The organism is Sutcliffiella horikoshii, assembly GCF_020524325.1.
Lineage (GTDB): Bacteria > Bacillota > Bacilli > Bacillales > Bacillaceae_I > Sutcliffiella_A > Sutcliffiella_A horikoshii_D.
This window is the reverse complement of the sequence record NZ_JAIVKY010000008.1, coordinates 241,600-260,213: the sequence shown is the minus strand read 5'-3', so window position 1 is coordinate 260,213 and position 18,614 is coordinate 241,600. Positions and strand designations below refer to the sequence as shown.

Sequence of the window (18,614 nt, the reverse complement as noted above, 5' to 3'; positions counted from 1 at the left end):
TATATTAATCCATCTTTACCAAGTGATTTCCATCAAAGAAATATAAATATTTCTCCTTTAGTTCTTTCTTCCAAATACCTTCAACAGCCCTTGCATATAGAGCCACTTGGTCCTTATAACGATTCCGAAGCACTGGTTCCGCCTCTTCAAATCCTTTAGAGAAGCGACCTGTGATGGTATCCGTTTTGTAATCAATTAATACTAGCCCTTCCTCATCTTCTAAAAGGCAATCAATAACACCCTGCACCAAAATGGTTTCTTCTTTTATATCCATCTGCTCAAAAAACTCATTTTCTTGCAAGGCAAAACTGAATGGGACCTCCCGGTGAACATGTTGCGCCTCTAGCATCCGCTTCCCGATAGGAGTGCTAAAGAAAGATACAATCGCATCAAAGTCGATGACGTTTGCCTGTTCAGCAGTAATCAGTTCTTTTTGAACCATCTCCATAACTTGCGCTTGTACATTTTCTCTATCGATGGTTCTTGCCGAAAGATCTAAATTCTGCATCACTGCGTGCATCGCTGTCCCGATTTCTGATGGAGACAGTTTTTTCTTCTGCAAGAACGCCGGACGATCAAGGAAATACTTTCTTTCTGTTTGAACAAGCGTGTTATCTGCATATGGATCCTGCTGTTCTCGCATTCTTTTTATCTCGGAAACAGATTGCTTAGAGCGATGATTACTCGCTTCCCTATATGGATAGCTCCAAGTAAGCTGTTCTATCACTCTCGCTTTATACGGACTTTCAATGTCGACCTGTTCGCCACGCTTCACCTTATTTAAAAGAAGGTTTTCTGTTTCTTTTTCAGTTTCTATTCCTTGCAATAACTGTTCCACATTGGTGACAGATATCTTCCATGCAGTAGGATGATTGGCGATGTCCTCTTGGTTAACCGCAGTCGAACTATCTCCTCTCAAAGCTTCAGCATCCTTATGCCGAACAAGTGAAGGACCAACCCAGTCCATATACGATTTCGCGCCTGCTCTTACATAATCGGGTAACAGCCAGTTTTCATGTGAGACGTGTTCACTCCATAGCAATCGAGATTTTTCAAAGTCCTTTAACGTTCCGACTAGATATAATTTCTCTTTGGCTCTCGTGAGAGCAACGTATAACACACGCATTTCCTCTGCTATCAGCTGTGCCTTTGCTTTTCGCTTCAAAGCCAGCTGCAAGATTGTGGGATAGGTAATTCGCAGTTTTGCATTTACATATTTAGAACCAAATCCAAGCTCTTTATCGAGCAAATAACTATTGTTAAGGTCCATCATATTGAACTGTCTGGACAATCCTGCAACAAAGACGATTGGAAACTCAAGTCCTTTACTGGAGTGAATAGTCATCAGCCTGACAACATCCTCTTGCTCCCCAAGCGCTCTTGCAGCACCCAGGTCTTCTCCTCGCTCTTGCATCCTTTCAATAAAACGCAAGAAGCGGAACAAGCCACGAAATGAAGTAGATTCATATTGTCTGGCGCGGTCATACAGTGCTCTTAAGTTCGCCTGCCGTTGCTTACCGCCCGGCATCCCTCCGACAAAATCAAAGAAATGGGTGTCCTGATAGATTTGCCAGATTAATTCGGACAACGCACCCTCACGTGCAGCTGTACGCCATGATTGAAGCATCTGATAAAACAACCGGATCTTTTTCGCCAATTCTTGTTCTTCCATAGTGTCTGGTGTCTTGTCTATAAATGTCATTAACGCTTCATAATAAGAACCTCTTTTTTGCTGAATGCGGATGATCGCCAAATCATTGGAATCAAGCCCGACAATCGGTGACCTCAATACAGAAGCAAGTGGAACATCTTGATATGGGTTATCGATGATCTTCAATAACGATAGAAGAATCGCGACTTCTGTTGCCTCGAAATATCCTGTGCTTAAGTTTGCATATAACGGAAGGCCTTCTTGCTTGAATTCCTCCATGAACTGAGGAGCCCATGGCATGGAACGCATCAGGATAACAAAATCCCTGTAGGTGACAGGACGCATCATTTTTCTGTCCTTATCATAGATTTCATACCCTGACTGAATAAGATGTTTTATTTTCTGAGCTATCATCTTCGCTTCGACTTGTGCTGTCTCCAGTTCCACTTTATCAAACCCTGTGGAATTTCCTGCAGTATCCTCAAGTTCCTGTGGTTCCTCATCTTCCGAGACTGATGTACTGCGATCTATCAACAACAATTCCGATTCACGGTCTTTTGCATCTGGATAATAGGCTGCACCAAACTTTAACTCCGCATCGTCGTCATAATCGATCTCCCCAACGGTTTCTCCCATGATTTGTTTAAAGATAAAGTTGGTGGCATCAAGCACTTCTGGACGCGACCGGAAATTTTTATTCAAATCAATACGAAGGCCAGACTCTTTGCCTTTCGTATCAAACCGTTTGTATTTGCTTAAAAATAGAAATGGTTCCGCTAATCGGAATCTGTAAATGGATTGCTTGACGTCCCCTACCATAAACATGTTTCCAGATTCTTCGCTTTCCTTCGTAACTAGCTTAAGGATCGCTTCCTGGACCATATTTGTATCCTGATATTCATCCACCATCACTTCTTTAAAAGTAGACTGATAGCGTAGGGCTGCTTCTGATCGTTCTACTTTTCCTTCGTTAAGGGTGGTAAGAACATTTAAACAAAGATGCTCTAAGTCGGAAAAGTCCACCAACCCTTTATCTTGCTTCATCAAGCTGAATTCCACACCATACCGTTTAACAAGGTCGACAAGGGTCCCCATCACAGGGGCAAGCTCCTTGAGATCTTTTAGGAATGACTCCGGACGTCTTGAGAACAATTCATCTTTGATCCCTTGTACCATTGCTTTTGCATCATTACGGACCTTGGTCCATCTTTCAATCAGCTCTTTATCGTATTCATCCCCGCGGCATGTTTTTGCTCTGGAAAAATCGAGTTCTTGCATGGCTGCATACAAGTCTTCCCACGAAGTATTGAGTGCCGCTTGGAGTCTGTGAAGTTGAGCCCAGTCTTGCTCGATATTTTCAGCACGAGGAGCTGGTCCGCCTGGCTCAAGCGTGAGCTTCATCGCCTTTTCCAACAAACTTTCCGCCCCGAGGAATTGCAGCTTCATTTCTCGCTTTAATGTCGAAATGAAAGGCAAGTCATCTATAGAAAATGTGCTTGTCGACTGATAGAACGTTACAATTTCATCCAGCCACTTGTCGGGGTTTGGGTTGGCTCTTGAAAACTCATGAAGATCAAGCACAAGGTTTTGCAAAGCTCCATCAGAACGATCATTGGTATACCGATCTACTAGTTCGAAAAATAAATCGTTGTCCTCTTTCCCGTACTCTTCTTCAAAGACGCCTTCAAGAACTTCCTCCTGCATTAACTGGATTTCCGTTGTATCGGCAATACGAAAACTAGGATCAATATCGATCAAATAATAGTATTTCCTTACCACTTCAAGGCAAAAGGAGTGAATCGTAGAGATGGATGCTCTGTTCAGTAAGCTCAGCTGTCGGCGCAAATGGAGCGATGCCGGCTTTTTCTCTAACTGTTTTTCCAATGCTTCGCCGATTCTGTGGCGCATTTCTGCAGCTGAGGCATTGGTAAAAGTTACGACAAGCAGTCTGTCCACATCTACATGCTCCTCGACAATCTTATGAATCATCCGCTCAACAAGAACGGCTGTTTTACCTGAACCGGCTGCTGCAGCAACAAGTATATCTCTCCCAGAGGCGACAATCGCTTTCCACTGATCATCTGTCCACTGGGCATCAGTTGGTTTTGGAAGAAGCTCCATGCTCATCATTCCCCTCTCCCTTCTATCTTCGTTTTCATCGAGGAAATGACCTCATTTTTAGGTATCGTCGGCAACACTCTATAGTCATTCTCATCAAGAGATGTATCGAACTGACAAAACGATTTATACGAACAAAACGTGCAAGGCGTTTGATTCTTCAGTTTGTAAGGAGAAATGCTTGTTTCCCCTTCTGATATCTTCATGCCAATTTCCTCAAATGTCTTTCTTACATACGTTCTGAGCTGCGTGAATTCTTCTTCACTTGCAATGGATGAGTTCGCTTGAAATCCGCCATTCTTCTTCAGTGCAGCAGATACTATTTTGGAATGTCCGGTCTCGAGCGTCTGATCCATCAGCTTCACAGATTCTTCATCACCTAAAAGAAGTCCTTTCATTTTGAAGCTTTTAAAGATTTCCTCTTCAATGATGTCCTCCGGTTTCATACCGTTTGTTTTTATCATCGGATTATGAACATGGAAATACAGGACACCGGCAGGAGTAGCTTCACTTCCTAGCCACCCTTTAGAATGGGAGATGACGATATCCAGATAGGTCAGCATCTGTAATGCCAAGCCATAATAAACTTCTGTCAGGTCAAGCGCTTTGTTGCTTGATTTATAATCAATGATCCGCAGCAATAACCCACTGCTTCCTTCTGCTTTATCCACCCGGTCTATACGCCCTACAAGTTCCATTGTCACATCATTTGACAAGTTGATCTGGATTGGTGGCAACTCTTCTTGCTTTCCAAATCCAAGTTCCAAACCAACTGGGGTGAATTTGCTCGCTTTAGAATGATCGCTTAAGATTTGCGAAGCTCTAGTGATAATGGTTTCCAACTTCCGTTTGATGTAGTGGAAACGGTTGGAGCTTAACAGAATTTCCCCTTGCAGCTTCGGTGCGAGAATATGCACGGCTTCTTTTGCTAGCACTTCACATTCCTGTTTCGTGAGGTTCTTCCAATCGTTGCCGCTTTTCCTTAACTTATCTGAAATATGCTTAAGAGCCGCGTGGAAGAGCTGACCAATGTCTGGTGCTTCCAAACGGTAAATTTTTCTTTCCTTCAGCTTTAACCCATGAGATGCAAAATGAGAAAAGGCACATGCACTGAATTTCTCCATCCTGGACACACTAGCTTCCATGAAATTACCATATAATTCACGACTGACCTTTTGCTTCAGTTTTTTTGCTTCATTTTTGTAAAATAAACTTCGTAAGACCTGTTCGGTTTTATCTAGCCACTCTTCATTTTCCAACAGTGTATTGTACACATCCCACCAGATCGGTTCGACCGGATACTTTTTCATCCACGCTTGAAGCTGCACTGCCAAGTTGGATAATGTGGTTGACGGTGTGTGAATATACCTTAACTGCTCTTCACTAGTAAGTTCTGCAGGTTCATTCAGCAGCAATTTCTCCTCAAGCCCCGGAAACATTTCCTTTATTCGCTTGATATAAGAAGAAGGCAACAAGGTTTTTCCCTCTTCGTCTGCCAGTGCATAGCTTATATACAAGTGATGGGAAGGGCTTAAGAATGACGTATAAACAAGAAAATGTTCATCAAGCAGCCGTTCTAAACTTGTCGGTGCAAGCTCCATTCCGTAGTTTGACAATAGCTCTCTTTCTTCTTCTGAGATAAACCCCTCGTCCTTAATCTTGGCAGGAATCACCCCATCATTTACACCAATCACAAAACTGTGCTTAATATCTGTCAAGCGTGAAAGATCGAAGTTCGCAACGATAACCTGGTCAATTGCTGGTGGCACCAGGCTAAATCGCAGACTTTCCAATCCGCTTTCCACCATTTTCATAAACATGGATAAAGAAATGGGATGGTCCCCTATCAGTTCGACCATCTGATCGAGCATTTGAATAATTGCCTTCCACACTTGCTCGTTTTCTTTCGCAGCGGACAGATTGCCTTCTTCCTCCGCCTTTTTCATTCTTGCTTCCAGTTTTTGCGGAATCTTCAAATCTTCCAGATATTCATAAAGCGCTTTGCAGTAACCATCGATTGACTTTGCTTTTTTCCAGCGCTTTTCAAGCATATGAAGCGGCTCCACAATCATCGTTCTGAGCTCATTGATCTCTTTTTCATATGCAATCTCTTCATCCGTTTGTACGTATGGACCTTCTGTATCCACACTAAAAAAGCGACGATACTTCCACGGCTCAGTCGCAGTCCATCTATTCCCTTGTATCCCATACGACAGGCAATAGTTTTCCAGCTTGTCCGTCTTTTCACGCATCTCAATGATATCTTGATCTAACTCGTAAAAGAAATCTGTCTTTACACAACGAAAAACAGATTCATAGCGCCAGTTTCTTGAAATTACTTCAAGGCTTGAACGAAGCAACTCCACTAAAGGATGATGTAGCATTGTCCGCTTTTGATCGACGAAAAAAGGGATGTCATAATCTTTGAAAACAGTATTAACCAAATCAATATAAGATTCTGCATTTCTCACAATAACAGCTATATCTTTATAGCGGTTATCCTTGTCCCTGACAAGCGAGACGATTTCCCGCGCAATGCCTTCCATTTCAGCCCTGCGATTGACTGCTTGTAAAATAGATACATCAGCCTTTTCCGGATAGACGACTGTTGGACGAACATCAAAATACTGTTCCATATGACGCAAGGAATCAGCATGTTGAAAACGGGGAGTGCCTTTTAAAAGCACCGGTTCTTCTAGTTCGCATCCTTCTTCGATGACTATATCCCTCAGTCTTTGATAGGTCGTTCCGGTCTCCCTGAACAGATGAAGATCATATGGTGCTTCTTCGTCATATGGCTTATCCGCAGTCAAGGCAACCGTGACCGAGTTTGCATGTTTCATTAATTCCTTCAAGACTTCCAATTCCTGAGGCGTGAAGCTGTGAAAACCATCAATGAAAATGTCTGCTTTTTGGATATAGCTCGAATTTGGTATTTTTTCCGCCAATAGTTGTAAGTAATCTTCGCCGTCCAAATATTTGCCTTCGAGTGTTTCTTCTAACTGACGATAGACAACTAGTATGTCCGTCAGCTTTTTAGCTAGCATTTTTTCGTGCTCAGAAATGGAGGCATCTTCTCCAATCCGTACGATTTCTTCATGTAAAAGTTCTGGTGTGACGCAATATCGTTTAAACTCTGTAATCATACTTTCCATTTGTTCAATAAATCCGAACTGCTCGGCAGACTTCCCAAACACATGGAACTTACTTTTGTGTTCCTCAATCACCTTCCGAAGCAGCATATGAATTCCGGTTTGATCGATATGAAAACGGCTGATACCGCCGACTTCCTGTAAAATTCTCCATGCTAGACGAGTAAAACTGAATACTTGTGCCCGTATCATACCCTTTACATCAGGTGACTGAACGATCCGGTATTCTGATTGAAAAGTCATCTGTTCCGGCACAAGGTAGACAATTGGCGGACCTTGTGGGTCTTCTCTAAGCATGCGAAGAATTTGCTCGTTGCACCAGGTTGTTTTCCCGCTGCCTGTTCTTCCTAATAAAAATCGTATAGACACTAGATATCCCCCATTTTCTCCATTCAAAAGATAATACGCACTTATGTTCTTCTTATTCTATTGTACTGAAAAACTACTATTATTGCCAACGGGTTACTTTCGAAGATGGAACCGATCAAACCCCCAATGCATAAGGTAAAATGGGCAGGTGAACCGAAATGGAACGAAGAAAAAACCATTATTTTTCAGCAACATTATTAATCGTTATGGGGTTTTTAGTCGTCTGTAACCTTTACTCCCTAATCCCGCTATATGATCCCATTAGCTTGGAATGGCATGTTTCCAAACAAAAAGTAATATTAGCCAGCAGTTTCTTTAGCGTCTTCTATGCAATTGGCCTCCTGATCTTTGGGCCATTATCCGATCGATTTGGCCGGAAGAATATCATTGGCTACGGGTTTCTGTTTTCTGCATTAGCCACCATACTTATTGCGCACTCTGCAACTATTTCTCACTTGTACGTTTCCCGCTCCATTCAAGGCTTCACCCTCGGTTGCTTTGCACCAGTTGCTTTTGCCTATTGCTTTGACCATTTCTCCCAATCCCTTCGAACGTTTACCATTTCTCTTATTAATGCAGGTTTTCTGTTATCTGGCATCTTTGGACCAATGATAAGCGAAGCTATAGTCACTTACTTTCAGTGGGAAAGTGTATTTATTTTCTTTTCACTGATTTACTTCCTATTGTTCTTATTGGCACTTCTTATTTTAAGTCCAGGTCATTCTTTGATCATTACTGGGGACAAACCTTGGAAACATTTTCTCACGCTTTTGACGGATCGTGATTTAAGGATTCTTTATCTTATTGTTTTCTCCTTGCTGCTCTCCTTTGTGACTTTTTACGATAGTCTGTTTCAGTTTTTATCTGAAGCGTTTCCTGATCAATCTTTTTTATTGGTCCGTTCTTTCGGGTTGGTGGGTACTGTTTCTTGTCTCTTTTCTGATATATTGATGCGGACCCTCGGTTCAAAGCGCCTACTTCTTATTTGTTCGTTGAGCATTTCCTTTTCGTTCTTCTTTATGATGATTTTTTATGAGAACCTATTTGTGATAGGTGCTTTTTCTGTGATCTATGTGGCTGCTATCTCCTTTTTCCTACCGGCAATCATCACATATATTGGGATATTAGGCAGTAAACACCGCGGAAGCGCCATTTCCTTTTATTCTTTTACTTTATTGATTGGCACTGCGGTCAGTCCTATCATAAGCCATAACTTCTCGTTTCTGTCTGTCCTTGGCTTTTTAGGCATATGGTTTATATTGAATGCTGTTTTCATATTGGGGATTAGGGAAGATGTGTAAGCGATTCTTACAAGCTTAGTTGGTTAGGTTATCGACGCTGTTCCTTTCCGCAAATGGTTTCGCTTTCCGCGGGACGGTGCTTGAGCCTCCTCGCTGTGCTGCGGGGTCTCAAGCTACCGTTACTCCCCCGCTGGAGTCTTCACCATTTGCTCCAATCCACAGCTAGGGTACATAGAGAACGAATTGTTGATGCTATTAGTTAACTCAGTTAGATTAACACTCACAAACCTTAAGTAAATGAAGTAACATTTGTTGATTGTAGTGGAAGGCGCGCAGACGCCCGCGGGAGGAAGGGACAGGTGAGCCCCCGCAACGAAGTGAGGAGGTTCACGGACCGCCCGCAGGCAAGCGAAGCGCCTGGAACGGAAATCAACCGGATTATAAAAAAACCTCCAACTTCCCTGTCAAAAAGGAGGTTAGAGGGTTTTTCATTAGGTTATGTGCTCGGAACGACTGTTGTTTCTTCCATCTGTTTCAACGTTTTCATTCGTTTTTTCAGATATAGCCCTTGTCCAATTCCGAATAAGTTTCCTATCACCCAATAAAGTGCCAGCGCAGATGGTAACGTCAATCCGGCGATCAATATAAACACTGGGATGATATTCATCACCATCTTCATCTGTGGCTGAACGTCATCTGTCATCGTGACTCTTGTCTGGATGAATGTTGTGATAGCTGCCACAACCGGGAGGATATATAATGGATCTGGCTGACCAAGACTTACCCAAAAGAAAGAATGCTCGGCTATTTCCGTCGTTCTGCCGATTGCATAATAGAAGGCCATGATTACAGGCATCTGAATCAACATTGGAAAACAACCCGCGGCAGGGTTCACTTTGTGCGTTTGGTATAATGCCATTAATTCTTTTTGCATTTCTTTTTGGTCATCTGGTTTTTTCTTGTCTTTATACTTCTTTTGCAACGCTTCCATTTCCGGCTTTAGTTTTTGCATGGCAAGCATGTTTTTCTGCTGCTTCAATGCAAGTGGCAAAATAAGTGTACGAATAGCGATTGTAACAATGATGATGGATATTCCGTAGCTTCCACCAGTCCAATCTGCGACCGTCGTCAATGCTAGGGACAAAGGATAGACAAAATAATGGTTCCATACCCCTGAACTATCTGCGGTAATGGGCTCACTCATGTTACAACCTGCTAATAAAGCCAATAAAAAAATGACTAAACTTACTGTCCAAAATTTCTTCATTTTAATTCCTCCTACTTTTTACAAGGTTATTTACTCAAGTATGCAAAGTAGATAGAGGAATCTTCTTCATCTAAGGTTGTTTCTTTTGTTGGCCTTTTTCTATATATGAATGTAATCAACCTTCTCCGCTTTCCGATAACAGACTGCATTTTATTCGTTTCAAGGTCCAAAGATGTCGTATAACCATTGTGCTGGTATACAACATATTTAGAATCCACGAAAAAGCAAAATGTCAAAACGCAAAGGACGGCGGCAGTTACATATGGTGCGTATAGCAGAATATCAAGATAGAATTCCATAATATATGCAATCACCTTTTAATTAATTTATAGTAGATACTACTTGTACGAACTAAAGAATAATAATGTTTCATTTAAAGTATATCCCTACAATAAAAAGATACACCTAGTGTGCAATAATTGCTAGGTGTATCTTTTTGTTAATTATTCCATTATACATGTTCTTCTTTATTTTCGTTGTAATCGAATAACCACTTAAAAGACTGCTGTAGATCTTTTTTATCCAGTTTACCAACTGCTGTCTTCGGTAATTCCGATACAAAGACTATTTTCTTAGGTATTTTATAGGCTCCGATTCTCGTCTTGCAGAAGGCCAGTAATTCCTTCTCAGAAGTTTGCTTCTTGCTAGAAACAATAGCAAGAACCGCCTCTCCCCAAACAGGATGTGGTACACCGATTACACATGCTTCCTTGACCGCTTCATGACGACAAAGTATCTGCTCTACTTCCAGTGGGTAAATATTTTCCCCACCAGAAATAATCATATCTTTCGTCCTGCCGACTATATAAAAATAACCATCTGCATCTCTGCGACCCAAATCACCTGTTCTCAGCCATCCATCTTGCTTGGCTTTCTTGGTTTCCTCTTCTTTCCCCCAATATTCCGAGAAGACATGGGAACCTCTTATATAGATTTCTCCAACTTCCTCCTCAACCGCTTCTAAGCTGTCATTTATCATTAATTTCACTTCATTGAATAACATTGCTTTGCCGACTGATCCCTTTTTTCCATATGCCTCATGAGGATCAATGTAAAAGTTGTTTGGACCTGCTTCTGTTAATCCATATCCTTCCTTAAACAATTTTCCCTTTTGGTAGAATGCTTCGTAGATTTCCAGTGGACAAGGCGCACCACCCGAAAGAAATGTTTTCATAGTCGAAAAGTCTGTACCCTGAAAATGTGGATGCTCTATCAGCATGCTATACATGGTTGGTACCATAAGGGCAATTGTACACTTATACAAGTCTAATAGTTGGATGGCTTTTTCCGCTTCAAAATTCCTCATTAAGACAACAGTCCCACCAGCCATGAGTAATGGAGTCGACAAGGCATTAAGGCCACCTGTATGAAACATAGGCAGACATGTGAGGGTGATATCTTCTCCATTTAATCCCCAGCTTACGATAGTATTGACAGCATTACTTGTGATGTTTTCGTAAGTTAATATTACTCCCTTTGGGTTTCCAGTTGTACCGCCTGTATAAATGATGGCCGCTGCGTCAGTGAAACTTGTGGTGTGTGTACGATGCATTTGCAGTTCTTTATCCGCCAATTCCTTTAGAGAGAAGACCTGACAATTCAATTGTTTAGATTCCTCCAAATAGTCCTCATGCACTACCACGCATTTAGCCTTGCAATCTTTTACTATAAAGTTCCATTCATTTTCCGCCAGTCTCCAATTTAGCGGTACAAAAATTGCTCCTATTTCTCCACATGCAAATAGCAAATCAAAGTACACTATATGATTTGGTGACAACAAAGCCACGCGATCTCCCTGTCCGATACCAGCAGATAACAGTCTTCCAGCCATATCTCTTGATCGTTCGTATAATTGCTTATAATTCCATCTTTCTCCCGTTTCGCCGTCTATCACTGCGATTTTATATGGAGAATGTTGTGAACGCTTCTGTAACCAAGAACCATTCATTTCCACTTCCATCTCTCCCCTACACTTTACAAGATATTAACACTATAGGAGACAGGAGTTACAGAGAGGTTACAAAAGAAAACGGGCATCCATTCTTAGATGGATACCCGTTAACATTTCTTAGACTTCTTTCACTTGTTTCTTTTTTATCACTATATAAAATGCTGGTACAAACAACAATGTAAAGAAGGTCGAGAAGAAAATCCCTGAAATAATGGAAATGGCAAGCGGGGTAAATAATACATCTCCGCTGAATGCTATCGGTAATAAAGCAGCGATAGACGTAAAGGCCGTCAGTACAACCGGTCGCAACCTTGCTTTACCTGAATCAATGACCGCTTCGCTCAACGTTGCACCTTCTTGCAAACGGGATTCCATGAATTCAATGAACACGGTAGCATTCCTAACCACTATTCCAGCAAGTGAAACGATACCCATCATCGCCATGAAACCTAGACCCGTTTGAGTGATGAACAAGCCTATCATCGCACCTGAAATCGCCAAGTACACAGAACTCATGATCAACAATGGCAGTCTCAATGAATTGAACTGAACAACCATTAAGATATAAATAAGGAAAATAACGATCAAGAAGAGTTTTCCTACTTCTATAAAGAAGTCACTTCTTGCAGATGATTCGCCTCCCACAGAAACGGAAATACTATCTGTTTCATAGGATGCTGCGATATCTTTCACTTCTGATTCCAATTTCTGCTTATCGTCTTCCCCAGGATACACACGTACCGTAATGGTTCTGTCTCCATCCTTGTGAGGAATCAATGGCAATACTTCTGTCTCTTCAACAGACACCAACTCGGATAGTGGGACAAGAACCGGTCCCCCAAACTCGGTCGTTTCTGTTTTACTTGGGAGCTCCAATGCTTCAAGATCTATAGTTTCACCATCTTCAACAAGGTCTTGGACGATAGTGAGCGTTTCTCTCTCAAGCCCTGCTTCATAAGATCCGACTGGGATTCCTTCTGTAACAAGCCTGATTTGATTACTTATTTCCTGAGAGGTGATGCCATGTTCCTCCATAGCATCCCTATTCGGAACATAATTGATGGTAGGCTGTGGAGAACCTACATCATCAATGACCGCTCCGCTACCTTCCAAGCCTTCAATCTCTTCTTTCATGCCATTGACAGATTTCATTAGTTCTTCTATGTCTTCCCCAACAACCGTCAAAGCGATAGGAGCTCCAACAGGTGGTCCAGCTTCAATAGTGGAAAGCATCACCACTGCATCTGGATTTTCATCGCGTAGTTTTGGCTGCCATTCGGCAATCGTATCTGCAGCAGATTGCTGTTCACGGTCTACCCTTAAGACAATCTGCCCAGTATTTTCGCCTGAATTGGATAAGGTGCTGCCGAAAATTCCAGGTTCACCGCTTCCTGCAAAGATGGTCGTTTCGTAAACCGCTTCATCTGTTTTAATAATCTGTTCCATGTCTTGTAGCCTTGATTCTGTTTCCTCTAGTGGTGTCCCTGCAGGGTAGGTAACGGACACAGTTACCTCTTCACGATCTGCGCTTGGGAAGAATACGACTGGAATAAATGGAACCAAAGCGTAACTCGCAGTACAGAATAGAAGAACGGCAAGCCCTGTGAGTAGAGGTTTTTTCACAACTTTTGTTAAAATTTTTGAACTATACCAGTTACTTACTTTGTCAAATTGTGATCCAAGCAGGCCGTCTTTTGCTTTATTGCGTTTCTTTTTCTTCTGGCGCCATGCCATGAAAATTGGCACTATGGTCAAAGCGACAATGGTGGAGCCAATAATTGTGGCAATCAGAACGGTCGGCAGTGCGGATATAAAGGCACCATTTGGACCACCAAGGAATGTAAGTGGCAAGAAGGTAAAGACAATGGCCAAAGTGGAGGTAATAATTGAAACCCTCACTTCTTTCGTTCCAGTTATCGCACCTTTTAAAGGGCCATCTCCAAGTTGGTAACGCCTTTGAATGTTATCATTGACTACAATGGCATCATCCACCAAAATTCCTAATGCAATGATAATTCCGATAATGGAAATCTGATTTAGATCCACATTTGCATAAGGCAATGGGATTAATCCCAGCGCAATAGAAATAGGGATGGAGATTGCCACCAAGATAGCAGACACGGTGTTTAATCCAAAAAATGTGATCAATACCACCGCTAAAATAGAGATGAGAAATGAAATCCCTAAGTCTTTAAAAATTTTCGACACAATCTCATTTTGAGTATAATAAAGGTCCATCTCCACTTCTTCAGGCAGATCTTTAGCGAGACGCTCCATTTCTTTATCCACCGTGGCATGCAACGTTGGAATGTCTACTCCTTTTTCTTGCATGATAGTCAAAGAAATGGCAGGCGAACCATTATACGTGATTAAATCTTCTTGTTCTGTCGGTAATTGCTTTAAACTTGCAACATCTCCGACATAAAGCGAATTTCCTTCTTCATCCTTTTTCAGAAATACATTCTCTACTTCTTCAATATTCTCGATATGTTCAAAAGTCAGTTGGGAAATCTGATTATTTGCTTGCTGACTGCCAAGCGGGGTGATTTGCAACTCGTTCTGGATGGCTGTAATAACATCCGGCAGGAGAACCCTTTCCTCTTGCATGCTTTCTGAATCAAGATTAAGTGTGTAGCTCGACTCTTCAAGCCCTTTAACTGTTACCTTTCGAACACCATCAATGTCTTCCAATTGAGGAATCCATCCTTCAATAGTGTCCTTTTGATCTAATAATAGTGCACGGTCTTCATGTAAAATATTATATGAAGCGATGGCACCCATTTGAATATCCGTGTTGATGGTCGGTTCAAAAGCGTCTTCTGGGAACTCACGGCTTACATCAGAAACTTTTTGCTGAACTTTGGAAAATACTTTATCCCTGTCAGCATCATCGGTTAGTTCCATCACTATATTAGAAACACCTAATCCAGAAACAGATGTGACGCTATCCATCCCGTCAATAACCAATAGTTCTTTTTCAAGCGGGGTGGTAATATCACGTTCCACTACATTTGGTGTAGCCCCCGGATACACTGTGGTGATGGTTCCTACATTTAGTGAGATTTCAGGAATCTCCCGTTTTGGTATCTGAAAATAGGTCAAGGAACCGATGACCACCAATAATAGTAAAAATATCAGTGTTACTTTTGGTTTTTTAATAAGTGCATTAAACACCTGGATGTCCTCCTATACTCAATTATTCAAATTTGACTATTTATCCTGAGTTCATCATACGGTGTGTTTGTTAGTCTTGGCAAGAATGAATATGCTTTGAAACCGTTTGTTACTTTTTTTATCAAAAATTAACGCATGTTAATTAGATTATTATTTGATTATTGCCGCTTTTTTCGCTTCTTTAAAAAAATTTCATTGCCATAAAAGATAGGTAGATATTTATATGGTATATTCAAAGAGTATTAATTACATAAATAGGAAAGTTACAAGGATCGGTAATCTTTAGGGGGTGTGAATTTGTCCGTCAACATTTATCAGATTCATATAAAAACAGACAAGATGAAGGAAGTTGAAGCATTTTTAGTCAACTGGCTTGAGGTTACTTATAGCAGTGAACCTATAACTCACTCAAATCAGAATTCCCATTTTTCTTTTTTTAATAGTGAAATACCGTCACATTTTGCATTGAGTAAAATGCATGATAATTGGATAACGATCTTACACGATTCATATACGCAATTAATGGATCTAACGTCTAAGCTTTCTTCCACTTTTAATACATTAGTCATTCATGCATTAGGTCAAAGTACGGTGGATACATATAATTTGATGGTTTTTCAATCTGGGAAATTAGTAAGAAAAATTGACTATGGTGAAGGTTATTTTGGAATAGAACAATACGGGGAACCACTGTCATTTGAAAAAGGGCCTATAGGTACGAAGGTTGTTTTAGAAGAACAGGAAGAATCCTATTATTTTGATTATATAGAGATGCGAGAATATTGCCTACATTTTAATATTGATATCCTAATTGACCCTTCTGAAAAAGATGGCATGTGGGAAGTCATACAAATTCAGCATCCACCTCCCCCTAGAAAAAACTCTTATTATTTGCCTTACCTAGAGAAATTCTTTCATCGTCGTAAAAATAATAGAAAGTAAATTAAGACGAAAAATAAAGCTTGGAGAATGATATTCGCCTCCAAGCTTTTCTATTTCCTTACTATTTCAATCTATTTTTCACATCATAATTCCGCCATCTACATGCAGTACCGTACCATTCACATAATCCGATTCATCTGAAGCAAGATACAGGTAAGCATTAGCTATATCACTTGGCTTGCCAAGACGTTGCAGGGGAATTACTTGCAACAAACCCTGAATTACTTTCTCTGGGACGGTTGCCACCATATTAGTGTCCACAAATCCAGGTGCCACAGCATTCACATTAATGTTTTTCCTGCCGAATTCCTTTGCCCATGATTTTGTCATACCGACTACTGCCGCTTTAGAAGCCGCGTAATTGGTCTGTCCGACATTCCCATAAACCCCGCTCACAGATGATGTATTGATGATCTTCCCTTTTCCGTTTTCGAGCATATGAGGCACTACTGCTTGCGTACAGTTAAATACCCCATTTACATTCACATCCATTACTTTTTGGAAGTCTTCTCCACTCATTTTTAGAAGCATGTTATCTTTTGTTATACCTGCATTGTTAATGAGAATATCAATCTTTCCGAACCTTTCTTTCACCATGGATACCATCTCTACTACCTTGGCCTGATTGGAAACATCCACTTGGTAGAATGCCGCTTCCCCTTCTGCTTGAAGCTCTGCAGTTCTTTGTTCCCCTAGTGTTGCATCATAATCCACCAGTGCAACCCTTGCACCTTCTTTTAAAAATACACGTGCAGCCTCCAAACCCAATCCATTGGCTGCACCGGTTATGATGGCAACTTTTCCTTCTAGTCTCATTTATATTGTTCCTCCTGTTTCGCTACGAAAGTTGAAATCGCTTGCAATAATTGTGATAAATCATCCACTTGTGCGGAATGGCCACATTCCTTGAGTGAAAGAAAAGTGGCTACCTCTCCAAGATCCTCAACTATTTCTTTGGACATTTGTTCGGAAATGACAAGATCATTTTCACCAGCCAATACTAGAACGGGTATGTTGATATGCTCCACTTCCCCGGTCCCTACTTTCAGTCCATTATGGTGGTGGCTGATATTAAACATGTTAAGGGCATGGAGAATTTCAGGATAATTACGTTGTGTCAACATATCCTCAAGATACTCCTCATACCGATTTGATTCAGGTTGATTGTCATTGTAGATGGCATAATTCCATATCATTCTCAATACCTCTTTATTTTTGCTTTCATATGCTTGGGATATGGTAATAGTCCTTGTCTTGTCCTGCAATACCTGTTCATAACTTGTTAGTCTCTTTGATAAATCTGGTTGACCGTTTTCATCTGTTGCATACATTGGATAACCTCTTGTTGATGCTGAGGAAAGTAGAATGAGCTTTTTTGCATAGTTAGGGTTGTCCGCTACAAACTGCATACCCACTGCTCCGCCTGTTGACCAACCAACTAACGTAAAGTTAGAGAGATTCAATTCGTCCGCAAATAGCTTTATGTCATCGGATAGGTCTTTAATAGAATAGATTTTTTCATGATAGGACGATACACCGAAGCCTCTCATATCAACAGCTACAAGATGAAAAGAAGCATCTATGTTCTCCATCAGCAAATCCCAATGCTTAGAAGAAGTCATATTACCATGTATGAGCAAGATGGTTTCACCAGAGCCAACTCGTTCTCTATATCCATAGGTCTCCCCGTTTGGCAGTTTTACTTGTTTTTGAACGATCATCTTACAACCTCCCTTTTTGATTTCCCCCATTGAATAGTCGTTGCACCCCAAGCATAGCCAATTCCCGCACTCACTAGCACTACATGGTCCCCCTCTTTGATTCGGCCTTGTTGTAAAGCCAGCTCTAATGTGAGTATTTGGTCAATTTGACCGATGTGACCGTAGTTTTCGAGATAAATAGATTGATGTTCAGACAAACCGAGTTCCTCTAATACGTAATTGTGGGCAGATTTTTTCATATGGAGAATTCCGAGGTAATCCAGCTCCTCTTCTGTAAGATCACTTTTCGATAAGGACATTCGAATCACTTCCAAGAAATTCTTCATGGATTTCTCTTCTAATCTGGCTTTCATTCCAACCGGATCCAGTACATCCAGTTTATTCAAACCTTTTTCCAATGCTTTTGGAGAAATGGGATGCCTCGTACCTCCGGCAACTACCACTACATCCTCTGAAAATGAACCATCTGTTATGAGGTGAGAGGCCAATAAAGAATTTTCACCATGATTCTTTTTTAGCAGAATGGCTCCTCCACCTGCTGCAAGGTTATTCATAAACCTGGTTCGTGGATTGGTGTAATCAATGAAATCTTCGTTGCGGTAGCCACCTGCAAGCAGCACTGTGTGAATAGATTCATCTGCAATCATCATGTCTTTCGCGACTTTCAATCCCATGATGGTGGTTCCACATCTCAATCCCATATCAAACCCAAACGCATTTACCGCCCCAAGCTGTTTCTGCATGTATAAGGCTGCCGTCCAAAGTGGATATTCTTTATGTTCTTCCCCAATGTAGAGGATCAGGTCTATTTCTTCTGGAGCAATATTCCCCTTTTCCAAGGCCACCCGTGCAGCTTTTATCCCCATTTCACACGTATGATCTTCAAATGCAGCTACAGGCTTAGATTTAATCCCCAGTTTTTCTTCCACCACCTCTATAGGTATTCCAGATTTTTCGGCAATATCCTTGCTGGTCATGAAATTTTCTGGAATAAATGTACCGACACTCACAATCCCGATCTGTGTCAT

The 18,614-nt window shown here is 41.2% G+C and carries 11 protein-coding genes; 2 read left to right on the top strand and 9 right to left on the bottom strand.

All coding sequences use genetic code 11. The features are described from left to right. Window positions 1–4 precede the first annotated feature (4 nt). Together addA and addB are read right to left on the bottom strand one after the other, a co-directional pair. Window positions 5–3,778 (bottom strand): helicase-exonuclease AddAB subunit AddA, encoded by a 3,774-nt coding sequence (gene addA, locus LC091_RS13945; protein ID WP_226682755.1) that lies wholly within the window; start codon window positions 3,776–3,778, stop codon window positions 5–7. Further along, a complete protein-coding gene (gene addB / locus LC091_RS13940) occupies window positions 3,778–7,290 on the bottom strand; it encodes a helicase-exonuclease AddAB subunit AddB (RefSeq protein WP_226682629.1) in 3,513 nt (1,170 codons plus the stop codon). Before addB ends, addA begins: the two co-directional genes overlap by 1 nt. A gap of 158 nt (window positions 7,291–7,448) precedes the next feature. Between addB and LC091_RS13935 the strand changes: the two genes are divergently transcribed. Then, complete coding sequence (locus LC091_RS13935) at window positions 7,449–8,591, top strand: MFS transporter (protein ID WP_226682628.1); 1,143 nt, start codon at window positions 7,449–7,451, stop codon at window positions 8,589–8,591. Between the two features lie 436 nt (window positions 8,592–9,027). Here LC091_RS13935 and yidC read toward each other — a convergent pair whose 3' ends face one another. The 4 genes from yidC to LC091_RS13915 all read right to left on the bottom strand — a co-directional run bounded on the left by yidC (window position 9,028) and on the right by LC091_RS13915 (window position 14,923). Then, the gene (yidC, locus tag LC091_RS13930) at window positions 9,028–9,798 is read right to left on the bottom strand and encodes a membrane protein insertase YidC (protein WP_226682627.1); all 771 of its coding nucleotides are present in this window, start codon (window positions 9,796–9,798) and stop codon (window positions 9,028–9,030) included. Between the two features lie 26 nt (window positions 9,799–9,824). Continuing rightward, window positions 9,825–10,097: a hypothetical protein gene (locus LC091_RS13925; protein WP_226682626.1), complete on the bottom strand. Its 273-nt coding sequence runs from the start codon at window positions 10,095–10,097 to the stop codon at window positions 9,825–9,827. A gap of 152 nt (window positions 10,098–10,249) precedes the next feature. Further along, window positions 10,250–11,746: a class I adenylate-forming enzyme family protein gene (locus LC091_RS13920; RefSeq protein ID WP_319003671.1), complete on the bottom strand. Its 1,497-nt coding sequence runs from the start codon at window positions 11,744–11,746 to the stop codon at window positions 10,250–10,252. A 120-nt stretch (window positions 11,747–11,866) separates the two neighbouring features. Further along, a complete protein-coding gene (locus tag LC091_RS13915) occupies window positions 11,867–14,923 on the bottom strand; it encodes an efflux RND transporter permease subunit (protein WP_226682624.1) in 3,057 nt (1,018 codons plus the stop codon). 297 nt (window positions 14,924–15,220) lie between these two features. On the opposite strand from LC091_RS13915, the gene LC091_RS13910 reads away from it, so the two are divergent. Then, entirely contained in the window at window positions 15,221–15,865 is a 645-nt protein-coding gene (locus LC091_RS13910) for a hypothetical protein (RefSeq protein WP_226682623.1), read from the top strand. A 78-nt stretch (window positions 15,866–15,943) separates the two neighbouring features. Here the strand turns inward: LC091_RS13910 and fabG are convergent, their stop codons facing one another. The 3 genes from fabG to LC091_RS13895 are packed head-to-tail and all read right to left on the bottom strand — an operon-like array spanning window position 15,944 to window position 18,614. Then, window positions 15,944–16,681, bottom strand: coding sequence for a 3-oxoacyl-ACP reductase FabG (fabG, locus tag LC091_RS13905; protein WP_226682622.1), 738 nt, complete (start codon window positions 16,679–16,681; stop codon window positions 15,944–15,946). Continuing rightward, window positions 16,678–17,586 carry an intracellular short-chain-length polyhydroxyalkanoate depolymerase gene (phaZ, locus tag LC091_RS13900; RefSeq protein ID WP_226682621.1) on the bottom strand — a complete coding sequence of 303 codons (909 nt, stop codon included), beginning with the start codon at window positions 17,584–17,586 and terminating at the stop codon, window positions 16,678–16,680. The genes fabG and phaZ overlap by 4 nt, the downstream gene beginning before the upstream one ends. Continuing rightward, window positions 17,583–18,614, bottom strand: a complete 1,032-nt coding sequence (locus LC091_RS13895; RefSeq protein ID WP_226682620.1) for a 3-oxoacyl-ACP synthase — start codon at window positions 18,612–18,614, stop codon at window positions 17,583–17,585. Before LC091_RS13895 ends, phaZ begins: the two co-directional genes overlap by 4 nt.